Below are 25,612 nucleotides of genomic sequence, written 5' to 3'. Positions count from 1 at the left end.
GGCAGACCGCGCGGCCTGCTCGGCCCGCGCGTTCACGGACGCCAGCGATACACGATCATGCTGGTGCCGTTGTAGTTGTCCTTCGTGATCACGTATTCGCCGGTCGAGCGCAGGTACGCGCGGATCCCGTACATCGAGTCGACGTCGTTGCCGACATCCATCGCCGACGTGTTCGAGTTGGTCAGCGTCGTGACGAGGGCGCCCGTGTTGAGATCGAACACGTCGACGTTCGGCACGGTGTGCACGTAGCCGACGAACAGGTAGTGGCCGGCCGCCGCGATCGATTTGGGGTTCGCGCTCGTCAGGTTGATCACCGGGTTCGGCGCGCTCGTGTTGCCGTTCTTCCAGCCGTGATAGACCTCGATATGCCCGTTCATCGCGGTCCAGTCCCAGTTGCCCGCGAGGCCCTGCGCGAGGATCATCGTGTCGCTGTCCGCCTGGTAGATGATGCGCGTGACCGGCGCCACGGTGCCCGGCACGGCCGTCGTCGTCGGCTTGCCCCACGACGGCTTGCCGGTCGCGTCGAAGCCCGTCATCGGGTAGCGGGTAATCACGTTGGAGCCGTTCAACCCGGCCCACACGTCGCCGTTGCCGTCGATGTCGAAACCGGCCGTGACCTGCAGCGTCGTGTTGAACGGCTTGCCCGGCAGCGAGCCGGCCGGATTCGCGATATAGCCGGTCGCCGGCGTGAAGTAGTAGAAGTTGAAGTTGCCGGGGTTCTGGCCCGATGCGACGAGGATCCGGTTGCCGCCGACCGTCACGAGCTGGCCGAAGTGCTGGCCGCGCTGGTAGTCGTTCATGTCGAGGCGCGGGTCCTTCGGATAGCTGAACGGATCGACCGTGTTCGCGACGAACGTGCCGCCGGCCGAGCCCGTGTACACGTTGTTGCCGCTATAGAAGAACGCGCCGTCGGTCGCCGGGTCGGGCGCGGCGATCGCCTCGAAGTTCAGCGCCTGCAGCTTCCATTGCAGCGCGCCCGTCGGGCCGTATGAATGCAGGTCGGTGCTGCCGTTGCGTCCGAGATCCCAGCCCCCGCCCCACGCATTGTTGAGCACGTACAGGTTGCCGCCGGCATCCTTGCCGATGCCGACCACGCGCGTGAAGCGCTTGTCGCCGACCTGCCCCTTGATGCCCGATGTCGTGTCGAGATAACCGCCCTGCACGCCGAACGTGCCGACCTGCTGCGGCAGCCCGGCGAGGCTGTAGAGCTTGATGTTCATGTCCGGGCCCTGGTCGCCCACCAGCAACTGCCCCGTCGACGCGTCGAAATACAGCGCCGACGGCCGTGCGCCGGCCGCCATCTGGATCGTGTTCATCAGCGTGCCGGTCGCACTGTACTGCACGACCACGCCCGCGCTCATGCGCGCCACCCACAGGTTGCCCGCCGCATCGAGCGCCAGCGCACCGGGCCCGGTCACGCCGATGTCGCGCTGCCAGACGCCGTCGGTCGTATAGACGCGCACGCGGTTGCCGTAGAAATCGCTCGCATACAGCAGGTTGCCGGCCGTCGCGAGGCCGGTGATCACGTCCGGATTCGGCAGGCCCGTCCACGTGCTGACCGGGATGCGCAGGTCGCGCTGGTTCGTGCCGCGGTTGTAGCGGCCCACCGAGCCGCTGCCGAAGTTGCGGTTGTAGCCGAGCGCGACGAAGATCGACGTCGCGTTGCCGGTGATCGCGCCGCCCTGGAATTCGTCGTGGATGCCGATCGTGCCCATCGGCTGGCCGTTCTGGTAGAGCGCGACACCGCCCGCGTTCTCGTCCCAGCGCGACGCCGTGTAGATCACGCCCTCGGGGGCGACCCACATCGAGCGCGCGGCGTTGCCCACGTGCTGGGCCAGCGTGCCGTACGTGTTCGCGAGCCAGTCGGTCGAGTACGACACCTGCGCGTGACTCGCCGGCGCCAGCATCGCCATGCACATTCCCAGCAATGCCGCCCGAATTTGTTTCATTGACATGAATAATGCTCCCGAACGTTCAATTGTCGACACTGTAAATCGCGGCGCATGAAATATTGGTGATTCCGGCTAAAGCGCATTCACCTTCCTCCCGAATTATTCACGCCATTCTTTTTGCCGTCCGGCGCTTTTCCGTCAACGATGGTCAAACCCGCCCACCGCGCCGCAACGGCCTGCCGGCCGCACGGCTTCGGCGCTTTTCCCCGGCATTTTCTTCCGGATTGCCCAATGCAAATACGTCATTTTTTCTGAAATTCACGCATTGCCTTTTTCATTCCCCGGAAATGGGCTCGATGATTACAAATCGAAATTGAAATGAAAGGGAAAAAATATTATCCGGCTCGATCGCGTCGGTGCGATTCGGCGCAGCGGCATGCGGCGGGAGGAAGGGAGAAAGGAGAAAGCGGGATACGGCGGAGAGAACCGCGCGCCGGCCATGCCGGCACGCAGCCGCGATCGTTCAGTTCGCGTCGTCGAGCGTCGGGCCGTCCCAGCCGTCGAGGAATTTCGGCAGCTCGTCCACGACGTCGATCACGCGGTGCCGGTAGAACAGGTGCATCGTCGGCTGCAGGTCGCCGGGCAGTTGCCCGCCGTGCGCACGCGCGGCCAGGCTGTTCGGTACGACGCGCATGCCGAGCCGGTTGGTGCCGCACACGATCTCGCCGCAGGACGCGCAATACGTGCGCGACATCGACTTCGCCGGATGCGGGAACGTCGCATGGCCGCCCTCGACGGCCACCTGCTCCGGCGGCCACGCGGTCGCGGACAGCACCGGCGTGCCGTAGAAATCGCGGCAGGTCGCGCAATGGCAGTTCGCGCGCGCCGCAGGCTCACCGCGCAACGTCACGGTGACGGTTCCGCACAGGCAACTCGCGGAATACGTTCGGGTCATGTCGTCTCCTCGAAGAACGGAGGCGACAGTATAGGGGCATGCCTGCAACGTCGCCCGCACCGGCTGCGCGCAACGTTGCGGGCGCAACGATCGCTGCGCGTCAGAACTTCTGGCGCAGGCCGAGGCTGACGATGGCCTGCGACCGCGAATCGGACGAGTGGCCGTTCGCCTTGTCGGACACCGACGCGGTCGCGGCCACCGGCCGGCCGAGCGCGTCGAGCGTCATGCCCGATGCGTGCTGGTACGCGCCGAGCAGGTACACGCTGGTGCGCTTCGACAGGTCGTAGGTGGCGCCGAGCGTGACGTTGTGATACTGCGCGCGGTCGTCCACGCCATCGACATCGCTGCCGCGCGTGTAGCTGTAGCCCGCGAACAGTTGCGTCTGCGGGCGCACGTTCCAGCGCGTGAACACGCCCGCGACGTTGAACGTCGCGTGGCCCGTGAACCGCGACTGGTCGCCGCTGCGGTACTGCACGTTGCTGTAGTTCACCCCGACGACGGCCGGGCCGAAATCGTAGGTCGCGCCGGTCGCGATGATCTGCTGCGACTGCGCGCTCGCATAGCCTTCGTTGATCGACGAGTTGAACAGCCCGTCGTCGGTGCTCTGCCACTTGCCGGCCGTCGGGTCGGTCGCGCCCGTCTTGCTGTTGTCCGAGCGCTCGTAGCCGACGCCGACGCGCAGCGGGCCCGCCGCGTAGGCCGCGCCGACGCTCCACGTGTTGCGCTGCTTCATGCTGCCCGGCTGGCTGCCGAAACCGTACAGCGCGCCGAACGTGAAGCCCGAGTAGTTGGCGCTCGTGTACTTGATCGAGCTGTCGACGCGCGCCGTCTGGTCGAGGTCGTCGATATCGCCCGGGTGTGCGCCGAAGCCGCCGATGAACGACGACGGGCCGACCGGGCTCACGAAGTCGTCGAGCGACGTGTACTGGCGGCCGAGCGTGACCGCGCCGTAGCGGTCGCTGCCCAGGCCGACGAACGCCTGGCGGCCGAACTGGCGGCCACCCTGGCCCGACGTGCCGTTCGTGATGTCGAAACCGTTCTCGAGGACGAACAGCGCGCGCATCCCGCCGCCCAGATCCTCGGAACCCTTGATGCCCCAGCGGCTGCCGGACAGGTTGCCGGTCGTGAGCCCGACGTTCGAATGGCCGGTGTACGCGCCCGCGGAGCCGACCCGTTCGTTGCTGCGATAGGTCACGCCCGCGTCGACGATGCCGTACAGCGTGACGGAGCTTTGCGCGGCGGCGACGCCCGCGAGCGAGAGCAGCAGCGGGGCCGCGATCAGTTGCTTGTTCATGATTGTCGTGTCTCCGGGCGGTGAACCCGTTGTTCTGGCTGTCAGTTGCGAGTAGCGCGCGGGCGGCGAGATCCGCCGGCGGTGCGAGGCCGGCATCGTCCGCGCGCGACGACGCGGCGGGCGTGCCCGCTGCGGCCGCCATGGTAGATGGAACCGGTTTCAATCTGAAGCGGAATAATGAAAAAAGTTTATTGCCAAAATCGAGATAGTCGATCGGGCGGCCGTGTGCGCGGCGCGCCGTCCCTGTACAGCCCGGGCGGGCGCAGCCGATAATCGAGCGCGCCCCTTCCCTCGGGAGTTCCGTCATGCATGAAACGACCCTGCTGGTCTTCGCCGCCGTCGCCTTCGTCGGCATCGCGACACCCGGCCCGACCGTGCTGCTCGCGCTGACCAACGGCTCGCGCTACGGCGTGCGACGCGCGGCTTACGGCTTCGCGGGCGCGATGCTGTCCGATTTCGTGCTGATCGTCGCGGTCGCGCTCGGCCTCGGCGCGCTGCTGATGGCATCGGCGTTCTGGTTCTCGGTCGTGAAGTGGCTCGGCGCCGCCTACCTCGCGTACGTCGGCATCCGGCTGCTGATGTCGAAGGGTTCGCTCGACGTCGCCGCCGCGCACGGTGAAGCGGTATCCGGGCGCAACGCGTCGATCTTCGCGAAGAGTTTCCTCACGGCGGTGACGAACCCGAAGGGCTACCTGTTCTTCTCCGCGTTCCTGCCGCAGTTCCTCGATCCGTCCGCGCCGCTCGCACCGCAATACGTCGCGCTCTCGGTCACCTTCGCGCTGCTCGACGGCGCGGTGATGTTCGGCTACGCGCTGCTCGGCGCACGCGCGGTGCGGCTGCTGAAGCGCGCGGGCGCGCTGTGGCTCGAACGCACGTGCGGCGCGATGCTGCTCGCGCTCGCCGGGTCGCTGGCGTTGTACCGGCGTCATGCGGCGTGAATCGCGCGCCCGAACGTTCGCGGATCGTCGCGGCCGTCACGTTTCCCGATGTTGTCCCGTCGACAATTCGTCGGCGCCCTCGTCGGTAACGTTTCCAGAAAAAACAGACGATTCCGGAAACGCGACCTCAAGTACACTTGGTTGCCGCCCAAATAAGACGTGAAGCGTTGAATTACGACATCGGCCGGTTTTGTAACCGAGCGCCGTTCCGATGTCGTTGCAAAAACAAGTCGAACAGCAGTCGGCTCGCTGTGCGCCCGACGGCCGTTCCGGGCAGATATCGGACACGGCGATACTCATACCAAACAATCAAGACCATACATTCAAGTGGGAGCCGCAATGCCGCAACTTCTGGCTGATATTCCCGCGGGGAAAAACGCAATACAGGGGCCTCACCATCGAATCGCGAAAGCCATAGCGACGCTGATCAGAAACTGCAAGGGCGGGCAAAGCATACGACTGGATGGTGACTGGGGCGTCGGAAAGTCGACCATCGTCAGGCTTCTGGCGGAGGAATTCGAAGCGCAACCAGCGCAGGCGGACGAACTCGATGTCGTGGTGTTTGAATACGATGCGTGGGTTCACACCGGCGACCCGCTTCGACGCGCGTTCTTCGAAGCGCTGATCGCACGGCTGCGTGGACGTTGGCTTCCCACGCTCCGCTCAACTGACGATCAGGACGAATGGACCGATCGAATCGAATTCCTGGCAAAGCGGCTCAAGAAATCGTCTCGACAAAGCGAACCTGTTTTCAGGGACAACGACCAGACGCTCATCACGCTGCTCCTCTGTGCGGGTCTGGTCTCGCCGCTACTCAATTCCGCCATATCGTCGCTGGCGCAGGGCAAGGGGTTCTTTGCATCTGTCGTCTGGGCGGCCGTGCTGGGTTGGGGCGCGTACAAGATTCTTCGCCCGCTGACCGGCCGCACGCTGGGACTCATTTTGCGGCGGCAGCCCGACAGCGAAAACATCACCGTCACGGATGCGGGAGAACCGACGTCGCTCGATTTCCAGAACGCTTTTTTCGCATTGCTCGACACGGTGCTGGGCAGTCGAACGCATGCGACGGCCAACCGCCGGCTCGTGATCGTGGTCGACAACCTGGATCGCGTGGATGATGGCGAAGTGCGCGCAACCTGGGCGCTATTGCGTTCCTTTCTCGACAATCCGACGTTTCGTGCAGAACCCTGGTATGAGCGAGTCTGGCTGCTCGTGCCGATGGCTCGCCCCGTCAACCCGGGCAGCACGGATTCACCAAATGACGTGAACAACGCACTGGAGAAGGTGTTCCAGGTTCAATTCGCTGTGCCCGACATGACAACGCATTTCTGGCGATCGTTCTTCGAGGATCGCATGGACCGGGCCTTCGAAAAGTTAAATCGGAAAAGTCGCGATACTGTCATTGATCTGTATGCGGAAGAGCATCCGCGTACGCCGCGTGCCATCGTCCGCTATATCAACAGCTTGGTCGCGCTTTACGTCGAACGCGGCTTACGCGAAGAGGACGAGGGAGTCGACAAGAACGCAATCGGCATCGAAGTCCTTGCCGCCTACCAGCTGTGGGAGCAAAGTCCGGCGACCGGAGGCGCCCTACCGGAAATCGCGCCTTACATGATCAAGTTGACGGGCCGCAACGACCTTCAATCGATGTTCGACATCATCCGACTCGGCGCACCGGACCGGAGGCATGTCGCCTACATCTACGCACAGCAGCAACTTGAAGAAACCTTCTCAGGACCGCTGGACGACGACGCGCTGAACCAGCGCATCAAACGGATCGAGGCGTTCATCGAAGGCACGTATGCCGCGGATCGGGACCTGAAGCGCTTCGCGCTACAACAGTGCTCGGCTTTCCCCGGCCCGCTGGCCGCATTCGCCCAGACGGCAAAGACATTCATCGATCAGAAGCGCAGTTCCGACGCGTCCGTCAATCAAATATTTGCGGAGATTCTGGCGACACTCGAGCAAAACGGAATACATGCGGTGCAGGCGTTCGACGCATTGCCGCTTACTGATCTCACCGCGATTGATTCCATCGTGGCCACACTATCGTCGCTCCCGCATCCCGACGGCATCGCGCGAGAGATCTGCCGCAAGCTCGACGCCGAATCCGCCCTATCGATACGGAATTCTTCGTCGGGCATTGAAGACGGCATCGCGCGACTACTCCGCAGTCACGCAATCGCCGATGCCATCCTGGCGCACCCGACATCGATTAATCTGCACATAGACGCCGAATCCTTCACGTGGCTGGCCCAAAAACTGAATGGAATAGACGATCGCCGCGAGGTGCTCCAGAACTGCACATGCAGCGGTGGTGATCGCGAACTTGTCCGCTTCCTGAAAAACACAGCCAACAGGCCGGGATGGGACAGAGACGCGAAATATGTCTTGCATCTGCTCGGAATACGCAATGCCGATGCATTCGACGATGTGTGCGGTTCCGTTACCGAATTCGTGAAGAATGCGAGTAACGAGTATTCGGTCGTCACGCTAGCCATCGCGTTGCTCGTCTCGCTTGTCCGGACCAACCCCGAGCTGGCCAAGCCGCGAATTCGCGCACTTGCGGAATCCGGATCGCTCACGAAATTCATCGCGCTCAGTGTTAGCCAATCTCGCGACGAAGGTAACCGCTTTGCCGCAGTATGGCTGGTTCTGTGGTCATGGACCGACCATATCGCGAACGGCTCTTTTGCCAACGACGCGGATAACCACGGGTTGCAACTGATCCGTGAATGGCTGACCGCCCCCGGGAGCCTAGGCGACAGCGATATCGCATCGATGTGCGACGCGCTCGTCGACCTCATGGTCTTCGACACGTTGAACGCGCTGTCCGGCTACGCAGCATTCGTACGCCGAATCCTCAACGGCCTGCCGTCAACCGTAATGTACGAGCATCGCTGTTTCGACCACGAAGGTCCGCTGGAGGATCAGGCCGAGCGCTTCGCCGCCTCGTGGTTCCCGGATACAACGCTCCAGCGCGATTTCCTCGAGTCCTATGCTCGTTATCGACTAGAAAAATCGCGGGACCGCGGCGAAGTGGAGGATAGCGAGCAGGTCGGGTAATAGATCCGAGCGTCGGCGCCAGTCTTCTACCATCGACCACCGAGATCTGTTTATGAGAATCGACAATCCGCCGCAATCATGCTTTCCCGGCCTGTCGCTCCGCCAGCTCGAACGCGCCGACCTCGACGCGTGGTACGCGTACCTGTCGAACCCTGACGTCTTCCGCCACACGAGCTGGAACCTGCGCTCGCCCGACGATCTGCTGCCGCTGTTCGACGCCATCGAATCGACCGACCCCGATTCGATCCGGCGTCTCGCCGTGATCGACGACGCATCGGGCGCGCTCGCCGGGACGATCGGCCTGCATACCGTCTCCACCGCGAACCGCTCGGCCGAGATCGCATACGATCTCGCGCCGTCGCACTGGGGGCGCGGAATCGCGAGCGCGCTGTGCGCGGCCGTCACCGCGTGGGCCTTCGCGGACGGCGGCTTCATGCGCATGCAGGGCGTGGTGCTGACCAGCAACGCGGGCTCCGCGCGCGTGCTGCAGAAGTGCGGCTACCGCTACGAAGGGCTGTTGCGCGCGTACAGGATGGTGCGCGGCACACCGGGCGATTTCGCGATGTACGCGCGCCTCGCGACCGACTGACGCGAAATCTGCAGCTTCACGCCAAACCGCTTGCGGCTTGCGGCTTGCGGCTTGCGGCTTGCGGCTTGCGGCTTGCGGCTTGCGGCTTGCGGCTTGCGGCATCGCATACATGCATACATGCGCAAGCCATTGGACGACCCGAGCCGAATTGGCGACAATCGCCGTTCCCCTCCCCGACGATCCACCATGAAAATCGCCGCGCTGTCCGACATCCACGGCAACCTCGCCGCGCTCGACGCGGTGCTCGACGACGTCCGCCGCCGCGGCGCCGACGTGATCGTCAATCTCGGCGACATCCTGTCGGGGGCGCTCCATCCGCCCGAAACGGCCGACCGCCTGATCGCGCTCGACCTGCCGACCATCAAGGGCAATCACGAACGGCAACTGCTCGGCGGCGATCGCGAGTCGATGCGGCTGTCGGATCGCTGGGCGCACGACACGCTGCGCGCCGACCATCTCGCATGGATCGCCGCGCTGCCCGAGCGCGCGACGCTCGACGGCGACGTATTGATGGTGCACGGCACGCCCGGCAGCGACGTCGCCTATTTCCTCGAAACCGTCACGCCCGACGGCTGCCGCGCGGCGACGCCCGCGGAAATCGCGCAACGCGCGGGCGACGAACCGGCATCGCTGATCCTGTGCGGCCACACGCACATCCCGCGTACGGCCAGACTCGACGACGGCCGGCTGATCGTCAACCCGGGCAGCGTCGGGCTGCAGGCCTACGCGGACGACCTGCCGCACCCGCACCGCATCGAGACGGGGTCGCCGCATGCGCGCTACGCGATGGTGTCGCGCACGGCGGCCGGCTGGAACGTCGAATTTCATGCGGTCGAATACGACTGGCACACGGCGGCCGCCACCGCGGCATCGCGCGGGCGCGACGACTGGACCGTCGCGCTGCGCACCGGCCGGTGCTGACACGCGCTGCCCGCCACCCACTGTTACTTCATTCACCGGAAAACCGCGCCACCATGCCCGTTCCGTCGCAACTGCTCTTCCTGCCCGGTGCATCGGGCAGCACCGCCTTCTGGCAACCGCTCGCCGGCAGCCTGACGCACCCGGCCGAGCGCCGGATCGTCGGCTATCCGGGTTTCGGCGACACGCCGCGCGATCCGGCCGTCGACGATTTCGACAGCCTCGTGCGTCATGTCCTGGAAACGATCGACAGGCCGACCGCCGTGATCGCGCAATCGATGGGCGGCGTGATCGCGATGCGCGCGGCGCTCGACAAGCCCGGCCTGGTCACGCACCTCGTACTGACGGTCACGTCCGGCGGGCTCGACATGGAAGGGCTCGGCGCGCAGGACTGGCGGGCCGGGTTCGCGCAAGCCAACCCGCAACTGCCCGACTGGTTCCTGACGTTCCGTGCCGACCTGTCGCGGGAAATCGGCCGCATCGCGCAACCGACGCTGCTGCTGTGGGGCGACGACGATCCGCTCAGCCCCGTCGCAGCCGGCCGGCGCCTGCTCGAGCGGCTGCCCGACGCGCAGCTGCATGTCGTGCCGGGCGGCCGGCACGATCTCGCGGCCGTGCATGCGGCGACGCTCGCGCCGCTCGTCGACGCGCATCTGCGGCGCGGGTGACGTCGCGCGCGTCGGCTTCGGCTTCGGCGTCGGCTTCGGCTTCGGCTTCGGCTTCGGCTTCGGCTTCGGCTTCGGCTTCGGCGTCAGTTTCCGCTACGGCTTCGGCACGAACCTGAAACCACACTGCCTGAAACCACACGGCCACGTGCCGCCCCGCGTCACCCCGCATTGCGCAGCGTGAGTCGCGCCTCCAGCCCGCCGCCGTCCGCCCGGTTGTTCAGCGTGAGCGTGCCGCCCATCGCAAGCGCGAGTTGCCGCGCGATCGCGAGGCCGAGCCCTGTGCCGCCCGTCTCCCGGTTGCGCGACGTCTCCACGCGCCGGAACGGCTCGAACACCGCGTCGAGCTGATCGTCCGGAATGCCGGGCCCGCGGTCGAGCACGGCGATCACCGCGCCGCCGTCCGGCGCGGCGTGCACGTCGATCTCGGCGGCGCCCGCGAACTTCAGCGCGTTGTCGACGAGGTTGCCGACGATGCGGCGCAGCGCCTTCGGCCGCGTGACGAGCGCGAGCGGCGCGCGGCTGTGCAACGCGACGTCCTGCCCCGCATCCGTGTAATCGCACACGATGCTGTCGAGCAACGCATCGAGATCGATGCGGCGCGCGGCCTCCTCGGTGCCGTGCAGCGTCCGCGCATACGCCACGCCCTCCTTCACCAGATGCTCCATCTCGAGCAGGTCCTGGCGCAGCTTCGCGCCCTGCGTGTCGTCGTCCATCACGTCGACCCGCAAGCGCATTCGCGTGATCGGCGTCTGCAGGTCGTGCGAGATCGACGCGAGGATCTGCATGCGCTCGGCCATGTACTGCGCGATGCGGTCCTGCATCGCGTTGAACGCCCGGGCGGCGCGCGCGACTTCCGACGGCCCGTCCTCGTTCAGCCGCTCGCCCTTCAGGTCGGGGCCGAGCGCATCGGCGGCCTGCGCGAGCTGCTTGAGCGGCCGCGTCGCGAGCCGCACCGCGAGCCAGCAGCACGCGGCCAGCACCGCGAGCTGCAGCAGGAGCACGACCGGCAGCCAGCCCGACAGCGGCACCGTCGACATCGGATGGATGTCGATCGTGAGCGGCGACCCGTCGGTCAGGCGCAGATGCACCTGCAGATGTTCGCGGTCGCCGGGGATCGCGTTCGCGGTCAGCGGATAGTCGCCGCCGATGCCGTCGGAAATCGACCGCTCGACGCGCGCCGACAGCCGCGCTTCCGGCGGCGTGCCGGTCTCGCCGGGCCCGAGGATGAACGCATAGCTGCGCCGCGCGAGGCGCGGCAGCCAGGCGGCCCGCTCGGCCGGCGGCAGGTGGTCGAGCAGCGCGACCGAGCTGGCGACCTCGCGCTCGATGTAGCCCATCATCAGGTTGGTGGTCGCCTGGTCGCGCTCGGTCACCGTGAGCCAGAAAGACAGCGTCTGCGCGAGCGCGAGGCCCACGCACAGGATCAGCGCGAGCCGCGCGAACAGCGAGCGCGGCCAGTGCCACAACGTCAACGTGCGCGCGCTCATGGCGTACCGTCGACGGCGGTCACGGCCGACGAGAACACATAGCCCTCGTTGCGCAGCGTCTTGATGTAGCGCGGCTCGCGCGCGCCGTCGCGCAGGCGCTGGCGCAGCCGGCTCACGAGCAGGTCGATCGACCGGTCGAACGGGTCGGACTGCCGCCCCTGCGTGAGATTGAGCAACTGGTCGCGCGTCAGCACGCGCTGCGGGTTGTCGAGGAACACGCGCAAGAGCCGGTATTCGGCGCCGCTCAGCGCGACCAGCGTGCCGTCGGTATCGAGCAGGTGGCGTCCGGTCGTGTCGAGACGCCATTCGCCGAACGCGAGCATCGCGGCCGTTTCCGTCACCTGCATGCCGGGCGGCAGCATGCGTGCGCGCCGCAGCACCGAGCGGATTCGCGCGAGCAGTTCGCGCACCGCGAACGGCTTGGCGAGGTAGTCGTCGGCACCCATCTCGAGGCCGATGATGCGGTCGGTTTCCTCGCCGCGCGCGGTCAGCATCAGCACGGGCACCGTCCGGAACTTGCCCGCGCGCAGGTCGCGGCACAGCGTGAGGCCGTCCTCGCCCGGCATCATCAGGTCGAGCACGATCAGGTCGGGCGCGCCGTCGTCCAGCACGTTGCGCATCTCGCGGCCGTTCGCGGCCAGCGATACGCGCATGCCGTTCTTCTCCAGATAATCCGCGATCAGTTCGCGGATCGCGCGATCGTCGTCGACGATCAGCACGTGGTCGATCTTGTCCATGGGTCGTTTCGGTATCGAGGTATCGATGAGTCGATGAGTCGAGGCAGGCGATGTCCGCTTTTATACCGCACGGCGGGTACGCGTTTGTATCCCAATGTATCGCGCCGCCGTGACGACACACAACATTGCACACGCGCGGCTTGCCGGACACATCGCAGATACGTCGGCGCCGCCTAATGGGGCCTGTCGAAACCCGTCCGGCCGCCGCCTCCGAGCGGCGGCCTCCCGCTCAGGAGAACGCCATGCTGCCCCGACTCAAGACCGCCGCCCTCGTCATCGCCCTCGCCGCCACGGCCGGGCTCGCCGCGTTCGCCGGCACCCGCGACGAGGCGAGCATGCCGGCCTCGCAGGCCGGGACGGCGGCCCCCGATTTCACGGGCATCGACCGCTGGCACAACAGCGCGCCGCTGACGCTCGGCCAGTTGCGCGGCAAGGTCGTGCTCGTCGATTTCTGGACGTACTCGTGCATCAACTGCATTCATACGATTCCGTACGTGAAGGAGTGGGACCGCAAGTATCGCGACCAGGGGCTCGTGGTGGTCGGCGTGCATACGCCGGAGTATCCGTTCGAGCGCGACGCGGGCAACGTCGCCGATGCGATCAGGCGCTTCGGCATCCGTTATCCGGTCGCGCAGGACAACCGCTACGACACGTGGCGCGCGTACGGCAACCAGTACTGGCCCGCGCTCTACCTGATCGACGCGAGCGGAAAGGTCGTCTATACGCGCTATGGCGAAGGCGCGTACGACCAGACCGAGGCCGCGATTCGCGACGCGCTCGCGCAGGCGGGAGAAGGCACGAAGGGCGCGACGCGCACGCAATGACGGGCGCCGGTGCGCGGGCGTGGCACTCGCCCGAGCGCGCCGCCGGGGTCACGGCGTGCACGCCGCTTGCGCGTCACTCGCGTCATTCGCGTCATTCGCGTTTCGCGTCGGCCGCCGCGAGCATCGCCTCCCCGATCGCGAGGTTGCCCTCCGCGACCAGCGCTTCGCCCGCGCCGCGGATATCGGCTTCGTCCTTGTTCTGCCCGAGCTTGCGATTGCCGACGAGCCGCGTGATCTCGATCTGCAGCCCGACGATCGACTCCAGCATCCTGTCGATGTAGTCCTTCGGCGCGTCGCCCATCTTCCACGGCACCGGCTGCGACGCCTCGTGCGTGCGCGTCAGCCGCGCGACCACGCCGCGCACGAACTTTTCGTCGTCGCGCACCGTGATGCGGCCGTGCGCGTGCACGACCACGTAGTTCCAGGTCGGCACCTGCCGGTGCGCCACGTGCTTGCTCGGATACCAGGTTGGCGAGATGTAGGCGTCGCCCGCACGGAAGATCGCGAGCACCTCGTCGCCGTTCGCAACGTCCTGCCAGACCGGATTCGCGCGCGAGACGTGCGCATGCAGCTCGCCGAGCCCGCCGTCGTCGTCGGGCAGCAGTTCGAACGGAATGTGATTCGCGTCGAGCCCGTTCCTGCCGTGCGTGATCAGGCTGCCGAACGGATGCTGCACGATCAGCTCGCGCATCGCGTCGGGGTCGGGCTCGTTGAATTCGTCGGGGACGTACATGTCGGCTCCACGGTCATGCGGGGTTGGAAACGGCGCGGGCGCGAGCCCGTCACCCGCCGATTGTGACTTCAAACTGGTTTATGCTGTAGAGCCGGTTTGGAACAATTTCAGCAGACCAGAATCATGGCAAGAACGACCCGGATCGTCGAAATCCCGTCGCTCGGCGCGCTCGACCGTGCGGCCGGCGACCTGAGCCGCCAGCTCGCGCAGGCGCTGCGCGAAGCCGTGCGTCGCGGCGACGTCCGGCCGGGCGATGCGCTCCCGTCCACGCGGCTGCTCGCCACGTCGCTGCAGGTTGCCCGCGGCACCGTCGTCGATGCGTATGCGCAGCTCATCGCCGAAGGCTTTCTCGAATCGCGCGGCGGCGCGGGCACGCGGGTCGCGAACGCGCTCGCGGAACCGCCGCCCGGCCCCGAACCCGCGCCGCCCACGCCACGACGGCGCGCGGCCCACGCCGGGCTGCCCGAGCCGGCCGCCGCCTTCGCGCGGATCGCCCGCGAATTCCGCCCGCTGCCGGCGATGCCGTTCGCGATCTCGGTACCGATCGGCCTCACCGCACCCGACGACATCTGGCGCCGGCTCGGCAACCGCCTGCGCGCGCGCGGCGCCGGCGCGCCGTCCGGCTATGCCGATCCGCAAGGCGCGCTGCCGCTGCGCGAAGCGATCGCCGACTACGTGCGCCGTTCGCGCTCGGTGCGCTGCGAGGCCGGCCAGGTCGTGATCACGAGCGGCACGCAGCAGGGGCTGCACCTCGCGAGCCAGCTGCTGCTCGGCGCGGGCGACCGCGCCTGGGTCGAGAACCCGGCCTATCGCGGCATCACCGCGCTGCTCGAGAGCACCGGGCGACACGACGCGATGGTGCGCGTGCCGGTCGACGCCGACGGCCTCGACGTCGACGCCGGCATCCGTCTCGCGCCCGATGCGCGCGCCGCGTTCGTCACGCCGTCGCACCAGTATCCGCTCGGCATGCCGCTCAGCATGGCGCGGCGCAATGCGCTGCTCGCGTGGGCGCGTGCACGGCACGCATGGGTGGTCGAGGACGACTACGACAGCGAGCTGCGCTACGAAGGTTATCCGTTCCCGTCGCTGCAGGGTCTCGACCCCGATCGCGTGATCTACCTCGGCACGTTCAGCAAGATCCTGTTTCCGTCGCTGCGGCTCGGCTACGTGATCGCCCCCCACGATCTCGTGCCCGCGTTCTGCGGCGCGCGCGCACTGATGGATCGCCATGTGCCGACCGCCGACCAGCACGTGCTGGCCGCGTTCATCGCGGAAGGCCATCTCGACCGGCACATCCGCCGCGTGCGCGGCGTGTATGCGGAGCAGCGCGCGCTGCTGATCGACACGCTCGGTGCGCGGCTGCCGCGCGAACGCGCGTGGGTGCAGCCGGGCGATCAGGGGATGCACGTCGTGCTGTGGCTCGCAAGCGGCATCGACGATCTCGACGTGGTCGAGCGCGCCGCGCAAGCCGGCGTCGCGGTGCGCGCGGTGTCGCCGATGTTCGCGCCGGGCACGGCCCGCCCGGGGCTCGTGCTGGGCTTCGGCGGATTCGGTCGCGCGCAGATGGAAGCGGCCGCGCAACGGCTCGCGGACGTCGTATCGTCAGCGGAATCGCGGCGGCGGGTGCCGCAAAAGGTTGTCGATGGGCAACAAACGTAATCGTCTGTAAATCCTGCAAGCAAACGGCCGTTTCAGCGGGCGTCGCACGTGGGTCGTTTGCTAGGATCGCGCCTCCTCCATCCGCGCTCCTGCCGCCTTGAACCGCTTCGTGCCGCTTCTTCGAGACGCGTGGCTCCGTTGCCGCGCCCGCGTCGCACCGCTGGCCGCCGCCAGCCGCGCGCGCATCCGCGCGCTGTGCGCCGGCGCATGGCATCGCCTGCGCCATCCGACGCGCCGCGGCGTCGCGCTGACGCTCGCCTCGATACCGATGGCCGGCCTGCTGGTGCTGCTCGCGTTCGTGCCGTTCACGCCGAGCATCGGCGACATCCGCAAGGCCCGCATCGACCGCCCCGCGCGCGTGCTGTCGGCCGACGGCCAGGTCATCGCCGAATTCCGGCCCGTCAACCGCGAATGGGTGCCGCTCAAGCAGATCTCGCCGCACATGATCGACGCGCTGATCGCGACCGAGGATCACCGCTTCTACACGCATCACGGCATCGACTGGCGCCGCACGCTCGCGGCCGGGCTGCATACGTTCTCGGGCAGCCGCCAGGGCGGCTCGACGATCACGCAGCAACTCGCGCGCAACCTGTACCCGGACGAAGTCGGCCGCGCACCGACGCTCACGCGCAAGGTGAAGGAGCTGATCACAGCGTTCAAGATCGAGACGGTGTACAGCAAGGACGAGATTCTCGAGACCTACCTGAACACCGTGCCGTTCCTGTACAACGCGTACGGCGTCGAGATGGCCGCGCGTACCTACTTCGGCAAATCGGCCGACCAGCTCGACATCGTCGAGAGCGCGACGCTCGTCGGGATGCTGAAGGGCAACAGCTACTACAACCCGGTGCTGAATCCGGAACGCGCGGTCCAGCGCCGCAACATCGTGCTCGCGCGGATGGCGGCGATGGGCATGCTGTCGCCGCGGCAGCTCGCGCAATTGCAGCGCCGGCCGCTGCGCGTCGACTTCGAGCCGCAGACCGCTCAGCCGGGCCCGGCTCCGCACTTCGCGGTGCAGCTGCGCAAGTGGCTGATCGCCTGGGCCGACCGCAACAACTACGACCTCTACTCGGACGGCCTCGTCGTGCGCACGACGCTCGATGCGCAACTGCAGGACATGGCGACGCAAGCGCTGACGCAGCAAACCGATCGCCTGCAGGCAGTCGCGGACAGCGCATGGCGCGGCCCGTCCGGCTGCGGGCTGCGCAACGACCTGTTCCGCGGCTTCATCCGGCAGACGCCCGACTATCGCGACGCGCGCGCCGCAGGGCTCACCGATGTCGCCGCGCTGAAGCAGCTCGGCGCGAATCGCGCGTTCATGCACGCGTTGTGCGAACGCAAGACGCAGGTGCAGGCCGGCTTCGTCGCGATCGACCCGCGCAACGGCGCGATTCGCGCATGGGTCGGCAGCCCCGACTTCGGCAGCGAGCCGTTCGATCACGTGGTGCAGGCGCGGCGCCAGCCGGGTTCGACGTTCAAGCCGTTCGTCTATGGCGCCGCGTTCGCGGACGGCATGCGGCCGGGCGACACGTTCGTCGATCGCCCCGTCGCGATCCCGATCGGCACGCACGCGGTGTGGCGTCCGACCGATGCCGAGCCGCCGACCGACGCACCGATGACGCTGCGCGACGCGCTCGCGCTGTCGCGCAACCGCATCACCGCGCAGGTGATGCAGCGCGAAGGCGCGGCCAGGGTCGCGCAGCTCGCGCGCGCGATGGGCGTGCGCGAAAGCCCGCTCGACGCGGTGCCGTCGCTCGCGCTCGGCACGAGCCCCGTCACGCTGAAGGAAATGGTGTCCGCCTACGGGACGATCGCGAATCGGGGCGTATACGTCGCGCCGCAGATGATCACGCGCATCGAGGATCGCGACGGCAAGGTGCTCGCCGCATTCAACGGCGCCCCCCCCGAACGCGCGTTGCCGGTGGCCGCCGCGCAGACGCTGGTCGACGTGATGCGCGGCGTCGTCGATTACGGAACCGGCGAGGACATCCGTTCGCGCTACGGAATCCGCGTCGACGTCGCGGGCAAGACCGGCACGACGCAGGACAACACGGACGGCTGGTTCATCCTGATGCATCCGCAGCTGGTGGCCGGCGCGTGGGTCGGCTTCGACGACGGCAACGTGACGCTGCGCAGCGACTACTGGGGCGCGGGCGCGCACAGCGCGTTGCCGATCGTCGGGGCGTTCTACGATGCGGCACTGCGTACGCGCGCGATCGATCCGCGTGCGCAGTTCTCGCCCGACTTCCGGCCGCGCAGCGCACCGGCGCCGGCGCCGAAGCGGCGTCCGCACCCCGGCCTGTTCGACTGGCTGAGGTTCTTCCGCTGATCGTCGTGCCGGCACGCCACGCCGGCATGCACGACAGCGGCCCCGGCTAGCGCCGCGTCGTCGTCGCGTGCCCGTCCGCGTACAGCCATACCGGCACGCCGTCGTCGCGCAACGCGGCGACCGGTTCGCCCATGCTCCAGTTCTGCGCGACCTCGGCACGACGGACGTACCACGGCATCAACGTCGTGTGCCCGGCAGCGGCATCGGGATCGTCGTCGAACAGCGCATCGTCCCCGATCCGCGTGTAACGCGCCGGATGCAGCACGGTGCCGTCCGCGCGAAACACCGTCGCCCGCACGTCGTCACCGCCCTCGTCCTGCACGCAGGCCAGCCAGCCGTGATCGGCACCCCAGAACAGGCCGGCCACGTCGTCGTAGCGCCCCTGCACGACCGTCGCGCCCGTCTCGAGATCGCAGATCGCAACCTTCACCGGCTCGCCCGGCAGCACGCCGATCGCGTACCGCGTGAACAGTTCGCCCGGCACGGCTTCGTCATCGGGCAACCACGGCAGCGCCCCCATGTTGACGAAATCGAACGGCGTCAGCACGTGGCCCTGCCCGTCGACGATCGCGCAACGCCCGTCGTCGCGCCGCACGACATGGCGGATCGCACCAAGCTCGGACAGCATGTCCGTCCGTTCGTCGTCGGTCAGCGTGGCGATTTCCGCGTAAAACGGCTCGACGACGACCCGGCCTTTCGCATCGACCAGACCGACATGGCCGTTGCGTCGCGCGAGGAAGGCGCCGCATTCGGACGACCATTCGAGCGCGGCCCACTCGGGCGGCGCGCACCATTGCCCGTCGCGCCCGATCAGCCCCCACTGCTCGCCTTCGGATACCGCCGCGACGGCGCCGTTCACGAATTCATGTGCATCGTCGAAGCGTGGCGGAATCACCCACGCGCCGTGCGTGTCGACGAAGCCCCAGCGGCCGTCCAGGCTCGCGGACGCAACCCCGCCGGTGAATTCACCGAAATCGTCGAGCGACGGTTCGAGCACCCACGCGCCATCCGTGCCCACGAGCCCGAACCGCTCGCCGACGCGCACGCACGCGACGTCGCCGCTGAAATCCCACACCGCGTCGAACGCCGGTTCGCGCACGATCCGCATCTCGTCGCCATCGCCGTCGACGTCGCCATCGGCGAACAGCAGGCCGACCTTCCCGTCGCGCGCGGCCCACAGCAACCGGCGATCGCGCGCGCCGCTCGTCCACAGGTTCGTCCACTCGGGCGGCACGATCACGTGCCACGCGTCGTCGACTTCCCGCCGCACGCCCCACAGGCCGTTGCGCGCGCGAAAGCTGAACGTGCCGTAGCCGAGCCAGTTGCCGTGCACTTCGCCGGCGTCGAACATCTCGGCAAACGCCACGCCGCGCGGCGGCTCCTGTCGCTGGAAATAGTAATGCGACACGCCGCCGAACCCGAAGCCCCACGCCCAGTCGCGCCAGTCGGCGGGCGTATCGATCTCGAGCACGTCGCGCACGCCGCGCACGTCGCGGAAATCCATGCAGTTCGCGACCCGCCACCACAGGCGCGTGCAGTTGTCGCGCTCGTCGCGGATGAATTCGTCCGGATCGCCGCCGTCGAGCCATGACAGTTCGTCGAGATTCGCGGACAGCCGCGGTGCGCCGTGCGCATCGCCGAACGCATCGATCGACTCGCCGAGGTGACGCACGAGCGCATCGAACTGGCGCGCGAGCGCCGGATCGTCGCCGGGCAGCGGATACGCGACGACGAACGACGCGAGCCGGCTGAGTCGCGCATGCGCCGCGCGCGCATCGCTGGCGAGGTTCGGCGTGCCGGCGTCGCCGAACACGCGCTGATCCGTTATCGCGTCGCCCGCGCCGCCGTCGGCGAGCAGCACGCGCCACAGCAGCGGAAAGTGATTGTTGGATTCCGCGAACTCGATCGTTCGCGCGTCGTCGCCGTCACCGGCCTGGAGATAAAGCCATGATCGATTGCCCATCGGAAGGGTCGCCCTCGTCGTCGTGTCGTCGTGTCGTTGTGTCGTCGTGTATCGCGGGACGTCGGCTCGTACGCCGTCAGCGTGCCGCGGCCGGCGGCGAATCGCCGCGGCGCGCAACCCGATACAGCTCGATACCGTCGACCTGGAAGCCCTGCACCCTGCGCAGCAGGACGCCCGTGGTCGAATGCTTCGTGGTGAAGCTGCTGCCCGTGATCGACGTGACCTGATACGGCGAGCCGATCGGCATCTTGATCAGTTCGCCGCCCGGCACCTCGAGCACACAGGCGCCCGGCGGCGCCTTGTCAGGGCCGTCGGTTTCCAGCTCGGCTTCCTGCGTCGGTGCCGTTTCGGCACTCCACTGGCCGGCGTCGCGCCCGCGCAGCACGATCTTGCCGCCCACTTTCTCGACGCGCAGCGTCGCCGGCTTGCCGGCGGCCGGCGCGTAATCGCCGAGCAGCCCGTCGCAGGCACTGCCGGCTCGCGCGGACATCGAGACGAACAACATCAGACAGAAAACAGGAATGCGCACGGCGGCCCTCTCAGAATTCGAATTATTGTCGGAATGCCGGCACGAGCGCGCACGGCGGCAGCGGCACGACCGGGTGCCGCCGTGCGCCAATATAGCGAACGCGACCGACGTACGCCAGCCCGCAAGGCTGGCAGGTCGCGCCAGGCGATGCGAAGCCATCGCGGGATGCGTGCGCGGCATCGCGCCTGAACGATGCGCCGCCTTAGTCCACCTGGACGAAGCGGCCCGCCCCCGCGCCGCGCACCATCGCCGTCATCGTCCATCGATGCCGGAGGCCGCATGACCGCAAGCGCTGTCGAGATCGCGAACCTGCTGTACCGCTACGCGGCGTTGCTCGACGCGGGCGACCTGCGTTTCCATCTGAACGAAGTACCGGCCGGCTGACGCGCCGGCCGGCCGATATGGCAGGCAATGCGCTCAACCGGCCGCGAGCGTCGCGGCCAGCGTATCGAACTCCGGCGCCCACGCCGCACGCCACGCGGCCTTCGTCGCATCGTCGACCCACGCGCCGTCGATCCCGTTCAGCATGAATTGCTTGAGATCGGCGAGCGTAAAGCCGAAATGGCTGAACATCAGCTCCCACGCCTCCGACGGGTTGACCTTGTGCAGCGTCGGATCGTCCGTGTTCGGATGGATCTTCAGCCCGAGGCCCGGCATCTTGCGCATCGGATGCCGTTCCGCCCATTGCTCTGGCGGCAGCGTGCGCAGGTAGTACGAATTCGTCGGCACGACAGTGAAGACGATCCCGCGTTCCGCGTAGCGCGCGCACAGCTCGGGGTTATCGACGATCGTATAGCCGTGATCGACGCGATCGACCTGCAGCAGGTCGACGGCCGTCTCGACGTTGCGCCACGGCATCCCGAACTCGCCCGCATGCGCGGTCGTGCGGAAACCGGCCGCGCGCGCATTTCGGTAAGCCTTCCAGAACAGCTCCGGCGGCCGGTCGTTCTCGCGATAGTCGATCCCGAGCCCCGCCACTTCGTCCGCGCGATTCGCCTTCATCCATTCGACGATCGCCACGGCCTCGTCCGGATCCTGCTCGCGGTCGATGCTCGGGATCAGGCGCGCGCCGATCCCGAAATCGCGCGCGGCGTCGCGGATCGCCGTCACGATCGCGGCCTGCGCGTCCGCATACGCGATCCCCGACACCCGCACCGTGCCCGTCGGATTCCAGAAGCATTCCGCATGCCGCACGTTGTGCGCGGCCGCATCCTCCAGATACTCGTAAGCGATGCGCCGAAGGTCGTCGGGCCGCGTGAGCAGATACTTGTCGAGCGCGCGCAGCACGTGCAGCACGCCGACCGGCTTCTCGCCGCGCGCATAAAACGCGTCGATCTCCGCGCGCTCGATCGGCGCGCCGCTGCGTTCCGCGAGCGCGACGAACGTGTCGTGCCGCACCGCGCCGAGCAGGTGGCAATGCAGCTCGACCTTCGGCAGCGCGTGGAAGAAGGCCCGATGGGCCGGCGTGATCTCGATGCCCGTGCGCGCGGCCGGGACGTTACCTGGTGTTGCCTTCATTGCAGTCTCGTTTTGGGTAGTGCCGATACGTCGCGAAAGCCGTCTCTCAGTGCGGCTTCACGACGGTCCAGAAGTAATAGCCGAGCGGCAGCGCGAGCACGACGAGCCCCCACGACACGTCGCGCCGGCGGCCGGCCAGCAGCTTGACGAGCACGTAGCACAGCAGCCCGCCCGCGATGCCGGTGCCGAAACTGTTCGACATCAGCGTGAGCAGCACCATCGACATCACGGGCAGCGCATCGGTGAAGTCGTCGAAATGCGTATGGCGGATCGTTGCGAACATCGACAGCCCGATCAGGATCAGCGCCGGCGCGGTCGCCTCTTTCGGGATCGCGAGCGCGACCGGCACGAACAGCAGCATCGCGGCGAACAGCGCGGCCGCGGCCAGCGACGACAGCCCGCTGCGGCCGCCGGCCTCGACGCCTGCCGCCGATTCGATCAGCGCGGTCAGCGCGGGAATGCCGAACACGGGCCCGATCGTCGCCGCGAGCGAATCGACGAGGAACGGCCGGTTGATGTTCGGCAGGTTGCCCTGTTCGTCGAGCAGGTTCGCCTTCGCGCCGACCGCGAGCGCGGTGCCGAGCGTCGAGAAGAATTCCGCCGCGAAGAACGCGAACAGGTACGGCGCGGCCGCGAGGCTCAACGCGCTGCCGATGTCGAGCTTGAACGCGATCGGCGCGATGCTGTGCGGCAGCGACACGAACGACGCGGGCAGATGCGTGACGCCGAGCGGCACGCCCGCCGCTGCCGCGACGAGGATCGCGATCAGGATCGCGCCGGGCACCTTGCGTGCCTGCAGCACGATCGCGACCGCCAGGCCGATCAGCGCGACGAGCGCACCCGGCCGCGAGAAATCGCCGAGCGCGAACGCGTTGGTCTTCGCGTTCGCGACGACCATCCCCGCATTGCGCAACCCGAGCATCGTCACGAACAGCCCGATCGACGCGCCGAGCCCGAGCTTGATCTGCACCGGTATCAGCTTCATCACGACGCCGCGCGCACCGAGAATCGTCAGCAGGAAGAACAGGATGCCCGACACGCACGCGATGCCGAGGCCCGTCTGCCAGCCCACATGCTCCGTCGTCGCGAGCGTCACGCCGATGATCACCGAGCCGCCGATGCCGGGGCCGACCAGGAACGGCAGGTTCGCGTAGAGCCCCATCAGCGTCGTGAACAGCACGAACACGACGATCGTCGAGGTCGTCGCCGCGCCGCGCTCCATGCCGCCCGTCGCGAGCAGCGACGGGATCACGACGAGCAGGTACGCGGCCGCGAGAAACGACGTGACGCCCGCGATCGTCTCGGTGCGCACGCTCGTGCCGCGCGCGGCGAGCGCGAAGCGGCGTTCGAGCCAGTTGGCCGGCGCGCGCGCCGGCATCGTGTCAGTCGCTGACATGGTGGTTCTCCTGTGATTCCGAATATTGTCCTGTGTCGATGCACGCAGCGCGGTCTTATACTGCCGCGTACCGCACCCCGACCGTTATTGCCCGATGTCGTCCGACCGCTCGTCGCTGCTGCCCGCGCTCACGCTGCGGCAGGTTCAGCACTTCGTCGTGCTCGCCCACGCACGCAGCTTCACGCAGGCCGCGCAGGCGCTGTCGCTCACGCAGCCCGCGCTCACCGCGTCGATCCGCCAGATCGAGTTCCTGCTCGGCGGGCGCCTGTTCGCGCGTTCCGCGCACCGGCTCACGCTCACCACCGCGGGCGAAGCCGTGCTGCCGCTCGCCGAACGCCTGCTCAACCAGGCGCGCGGCACCTTCGACGACATGACGCGGCTCATCGGCGAACGCATCCAGACCGTGCGCATCGCGTTCATCCCGTCGGTCGCCGGCCGCCTGCTGCCCGCGCTCAACGCACTGCGCGACGCCCACCCGACGCTGCGCTTCACGCTCACCGACCTGCCCAACAGCGCACTCGTCGAAGCCGTGCGCGACAGCGTCGCGGATCTCGGCATCGGCGTACGCGAACCCGACAGCGACGACGGCACGCTGCGCTACCGGCAGCTGTTCGAGGACGAGATCGTGATCGTCGTGCGGCACGACGATCCGCTCGCCCGCGCGAAAAGCGTCACGTGGGCGAAGCTCGTCGATCGCGAGCTCGCGGTGTTCGTGCGCGGCAGCGTCAGCGAATCGCTGCATCGCACCGGCGGCGCCGAGAAGCTGCGCCTGAACGTCACCTACCGGATGGAATACACCGAGCCGCTCTATGCGCTCGCGCGCAACGGCCTCGCGACCGCCGTGCTGCCGAGCCTCTATACGATGCATCTGCACGATCCCGAACTCGTTGCGCTGCGCGTCGACAAGCCGCGCGTCACGCGCGCGATCTCGCTGATCTCGCTCGCCGGCGACGATCGCGGCCCGCACGTGCGTACATGCCGCGAATGGATTGCGAAGCACATCTGATTACGTCGGCCGAGTGCGGTTCGTGGTTCGCCGTTCGCCGCACGAGCGCCCGCGCTCAGGGCAGCTTCGCGATACGCTCGACGAGCGTCGCGTAGAAGCGGTCCGCGTCGACCTCGTTGATCCACGTCGCGTTCGCCGCGCGGCCGCTGCGCCCGTTCCAGTCGACGACGGTCTCGCCGAGCGTCCACTGTCCCGTCGTCTCGACCATCACGTTGACCTTGCGCCCGCCGAACAGCGTCGGATCGACGAGGTAGCCGACCGCGGTCGGGTCGTACATCGGCGCGTCTTCAGCGCCGCGCCGCTTCTTGTTGTACGCGAGTTCGGCATCCATGATGTCCGCGACGATCGCGCCGCAGCGGTTGCCGAGCGCACGGAACGGTGCGACGCGCGCCGGCGTGATCGGTGCCTTCACCGCGACATCGCGCGGCAGCACGACGATCGGCACGCCGCTGCCGAACACGACTTCGGCCGCCTGCGGATCGACGTAGATGTTGAACTCGGCGGCCGGCGTGATGTTGCCGCGCTCGAAGAACGCGCCGCCCATCAGCACGATCTCGCGCAGCGCACCGCGAATCTGCGGCGCCTCGACCAGCGCGGTCGCGACGTTCGTCAGCGGGCCGAGCGCGCACAGCGTCACGCTGTTCGGCGCCGCGCGGCTCAGCGTATCGACGAGGTACGACACCGCGTGGCCTGCCGCGAGCGGAACGCGCGGCTCGTGCAGTTCGACGCCTTCCAGCCCCGTCTTGCCGTGCACGTTCGCGGCCGTCACGAGCTCGCGCACGAGCGGCCGCGGACAGCCCGCGTAGACCGGCAGCGTCTTCGTGCGGCCGGCCCAGTCGCGGATGATCCGCGCATTGCGTTCGGTCAGGTCGAGCGGCACGTTGCCCGCGACGGCGGTCAGCGCGCGCACGTCGAGGCGGTCCTGCGCGCCCAGCGCGAACAGGATCGCGATGGCGTCGTCCTGCCCCGGGTCGGTATCGATAATCACCGTGCGGCGCGCGGCATCGCCGCCGGCGGCGAACGCGCCCGTCTCGGGCAGCAGCGCGGTGCCGGCCAGCGCGGCGGACAGTTTCAGGAAGGTGCGGCGGGATGCGATCGGATGGGTCATGGT

The 25,612-nt window shown here is 67.7% G+C and carries 22 protein-coding genes; 11 read left to right on the top strand and 11 right to left on the bottom strand.

What is annotated here, in order from left to right; genetic code table 11:
- Window positions 1-32: 32 nt before the first annotated feature.
- Window positions 33-1,955, bottom strand: coding sequence for an SMP-30/gluconolactonase/LRE family protein (locus FOZ70_RS03950; RefSeq protein ID WP_060068386.1), 1,923 nt, complete (start codon window positions 1,953-1,955; stop codon window positions 33-35).
- Window positions 1,956-2,014: 59 nt separating this feature from the next.
- Between FOZ70_RS03950 and FOZ70_RS03945 the strand changes: the two genes are divergently transcribed.
- The gene (locus tag FOZ70_RS03945; RefSeq protein ID WP_124475770.1) at window positions 2,015-2,269 is read left to right on the top strand and encodes a hypothetical protein; all 255 of its coding nucleotides are present in this window, start codon (window positions 2,015-2,017) and stop codon (window positions 2,267-2,269) included.
- Between the two features lie 146 nt (window positions 2,270-2,415).
- Here FOZ70_RS03945 and FOZ70_RS03940 read toward each other — a convergent pair whose 3' ends face one another.
- Both FOZ70_RS03940 and FOZ70_RS03935 read right to left on the bottom strand, forming a co-directional pair.
- A complete protein-coding gene (locus FOZ70_RS03940) occupies window positions 2,416-2,847 on the bottom strand; it encodes a GFA family protein (protein WP_219704986.1) in 432 nt (143 codons plus the stop codon).
- Window positions 2,848-2,947: 100 nt separating this feature from the next.
- On the bottom strand, window positions 2,948-4,141 hold the full coding sequence (locus FOZ70_RS03935) for a porin (RefSeq protein WP_219704985.1): 1,194 nt from the start codon (window positions 4,139-4,141) through the stop codon (window positions 2,948-2,950).
- Window positions 4,142-4,446: 305 nt separating this feature from the next.
- Between FOZ70_RS03935 and FOZ70_RS03930 the strand changes: the two genes are divergently transcribed.
- The 6 genes from FOZ70_RS03930 to FOZ70_RS03905 all read left to right on the top strand — a co-directional run bounded on the left by FOZ70_RS03930 (window position 4,447) and on the right by FOZ70_RS03905 (window position 10,501).
- The gene (locus tag FOZ70_RS03930) at window positions 4,447-5,079 is read left to right on the top strand and encodes a LysE family translocator (protein ID WP_219704984.1); all 633 of its coding nucleotides are present in this window, start codon (window positions 4,447-4,449) and stop codon (window positions 5,077-5,079) included.
- Between the two features lie 339 nt (window positions 5,080-5,418).
- On the top strand, window positions 5,419-8,145 hold the full coding sequence (locus FOZ70_RS03925) for a P-loop NTPase fold protein (RefSeq protein WP_219704983.1): 2,727 nt from the start codon (window positions 5,419-5,421) through the stop codon (window positions 8,143-8,145).
- A 52-nt stretch (window positions 8,146-8,197) separates the two neighbouring features.
- A complete protein-coding gene (locus FOZ70_RS03920; protein WP_219704982.1) occupies window positions 8,198-8,734 on the top strand; it encodes a GNAT family protein in 537 nt (178 codons plus the stop codon).
- Window positions 8,735-8,920: 186 nt separating this feature from the next.
- Window positions 8,921-9,655, top strand: coding sequence for a metallophosphoesterase family protein (locus tag FOZ70_RS03915; RefSeq protein ID WP_059496488.1), 735 nt, complete (start codon window positions 8,921-8,923; stop codon window positions 9,653-9,655).
- Window positions 9,656-9,708: 53 nt separating this feature from the next.
- Complete coding sequence (locus FOZ70_RS03910; RefSeq protein WP_060057944.1) at window positions 9,709-10,320, top strand: alpha/beta fold hydrolase; 612 nt, start codon at window positions 9,709-9,711, stop codon at window positions 10,318-10,320.
- The gene (locus FOZ70_RS03905; protein WP_219704981.1) at window positions 10,271-10,501 is read left to right on the top strand and encodes a hypothetical protein; all 231 of its coding nucleotides are present in this window, start codon (window positions 10,271-10,273) and stop codon (window positions 10,499-10,501) included. The genes FOZ70_RS03910 and FOZ70_RS03905 overlap by 50 nt, the downstream gene beginning before the upstream one ends.
- Here the strand turns inward: FOZ70_RS03905 and FOZ70_RS03900 are convergent.
- Together FOZ70_RS03900 and FOZ70_RS03895 are read right to left on the bottom strand one after the other, a co-directional pair.
- Entirely contained in the window at window positions 10,479-11,807 is a 1,329-nt protein-coding gene (locus FOZ70_RS03900) for an ATP-binding protein (RefSeq protein ID WP_021161178.1), read from the bottom strand. The two genes, FOZ70_RS03905 and FOZ70_RS03900, sit on opposite strands and share 23 nt — an antisense overlap.
- Entirely contained in the window at window positions 11,804-12,544 is a 741-nt protein-coding gene (locus tag FOZ70_RS03895; RefSeq protein WP_021161177.1) for a response regulator, read from the bottom strand. Before FOZ70_RS03895 ends, FOZ70_RS03900 begins: the two co-directional genes overlap by 4 nt.
- Before the next feature lie 242 nt (window positions 12,545-12,786).
- On the opposite strand from FOZ70_RS03895, the gene FOZ70_RS03890 reads away from it, so the two are divergent.
- Window positions 12,787-13,368 (top strand): thioredoxin family protein, encoded by a 582-nt coding sequence (locus tag FOZ70_RS03890; RefSeq protein WP_060057948.1) that lies wholly within the window; start codon window positions 12,787-12,789, stop codon window positions 13,366-13,368.
- A 91-nt stretch (window positions 13,369-13,459) separates the two neighbouring features.
- Here FOZ70_RS03890 and FOZ70_RS03885 read toward each other — a convergent pair whose 3' ends face one another.
- Window positions 13,460-14,101 (bottom strand): FMN-binding negative transcriptional regulator, encoded by a 642-nt coding sequence (locus FOZ70_RS03885; protein WP_059859747.1) that lies wholly within the window; start codon window positions 14,099-14,101, stop codon window positions 13,460-13,462.
- Window positions 14,102-14,224: 123 nt separating this feature from the next.
- Here FOZ70_RS03885 and FOZ70_RS03880 point away from each other — a divergent pair, with 123 nt between their 5' ends.
- The gene (locus FOZ70_RS03880) at window positions 14,225-15,760 is read left to right on the top strand and encodes a PLP-dependent aminotransferase family protein (RefSeq protein ID WP_060057950.1); all 1,536 of its coding nucleotides are present in this window, start codon (window positions 14,225-14,227) and stop codon (window positions 15,758-15,760) included.
- Between the two features lie 97 nt (window positions 15,761-15,857).
- Window positions 15,858-18,089, top strand: a complete 2,232-nt coding sequence (locus FOZ70_RS03875; RefSeq protein ID WP_219704980.1) for a transglycosylase domain-containing protein — start codon at window positions 15,858-15,860, stop codon at window positions 18,087-18,089.
- Between the two features lie 46 nt (window positions 18,090-18,135).
- Here FOZ70_RS03875 and FOZ70_RS03870 read toward each other — a convergent pair whose 3' ends face one another.
- The 4 genes from FOZ70_RS03870 to FOZ70_RS03850 form a co-directional block, all read right to left on the bottom strand.
- Window positions 18,136-20,052, bottom strand: coding sequence for a WG repeat-containing protein (locus FOZ70_RS03870; protein ID WP_219704979.1), 1,917 nt, complete (start codon window positions 20,050-20,052; stop codon window positions 18,136-18,138).
- A gap of 76 nt (window positions 20,053-20,128) precedes the next feature.
- Entirely contained in the window at window positions 20,129-20,542 is a 414-nt protein-coding gene (locus FOZ70_RS03865; protein WP_258025538.1) for a hypothetical protein, read from the bottom strand.
- 456 nt (window positions 20,543-20,998) lie between these two features.
- A complete protein-coding gene (add, locus tag FOZ70_RS03855; RefSeq protein WP_048025430.1) occupies window positions 20,999-22,099 on the bottom strand; it encodes an adenosine deaminase in 1,101 nt (366 codons plus the stop codon).
- A gap of 46 nt (window positions 22,100-22,145) precedes the next feature.
- Window positions 22,146-23,495: an NCS2 family permease gene (locus tag FOZ70_RS03850; protein WP_219704978.1), complete on the bottom strand. Its 1,350-nt coding sequence runs from the start codon at window positions 23,493-23,495 to the stop codon at window positions 22,146-22,148.
- Window positions 23,496-23,589: 94 nt separating this feature from the next.
- Between FOZ70_RS03850 and FOZ70_RS03845 the strand changes: the two genes are divergently transcribed.
- Window positions 23,590-24,501, top strand: a complete 912-nt coding sequence (locus FOZ70_RS03845; RefSeq protein WP_027790547.1) for a LysR family transcriptional regulator — start codon at window positions 23,590-23,592, stop codon at window positions 24,499-24,501.
- 55 nt (window positions 24,502-24,556) lie between these two features.
- Here the strand turns inward: FOZ70_RS03845 and FOZ70_RS03840 are convergent, their stop codons facing one another.
- Complete coding sequence (locus FOZ70_RS03840; protein WP_060229061.1) at window positions 24,557-25,609, bottom strand: nucleoside hydrolase; 1,053 nt, start codon at window positions 25,607-25,609, stop codon at window positions 24,557-24,559.
- Window positions 25,610-25,612 lie beyond the last annotated feature (3 nt).

This window comes from Burkholderia sp. COPS (assembly GCF_019425585.1).
GTDB lineage: Bacteria > Pseudomonadota > Gammaproteobacteria > Burkholderiales > Burkholderiaceae > Burkholderia > Burkholderia cepacia.
Note: the sequence above shows the minus strand (reverse complement) of the source record. Positions and strands in the feature narration are given on the sequence as shown.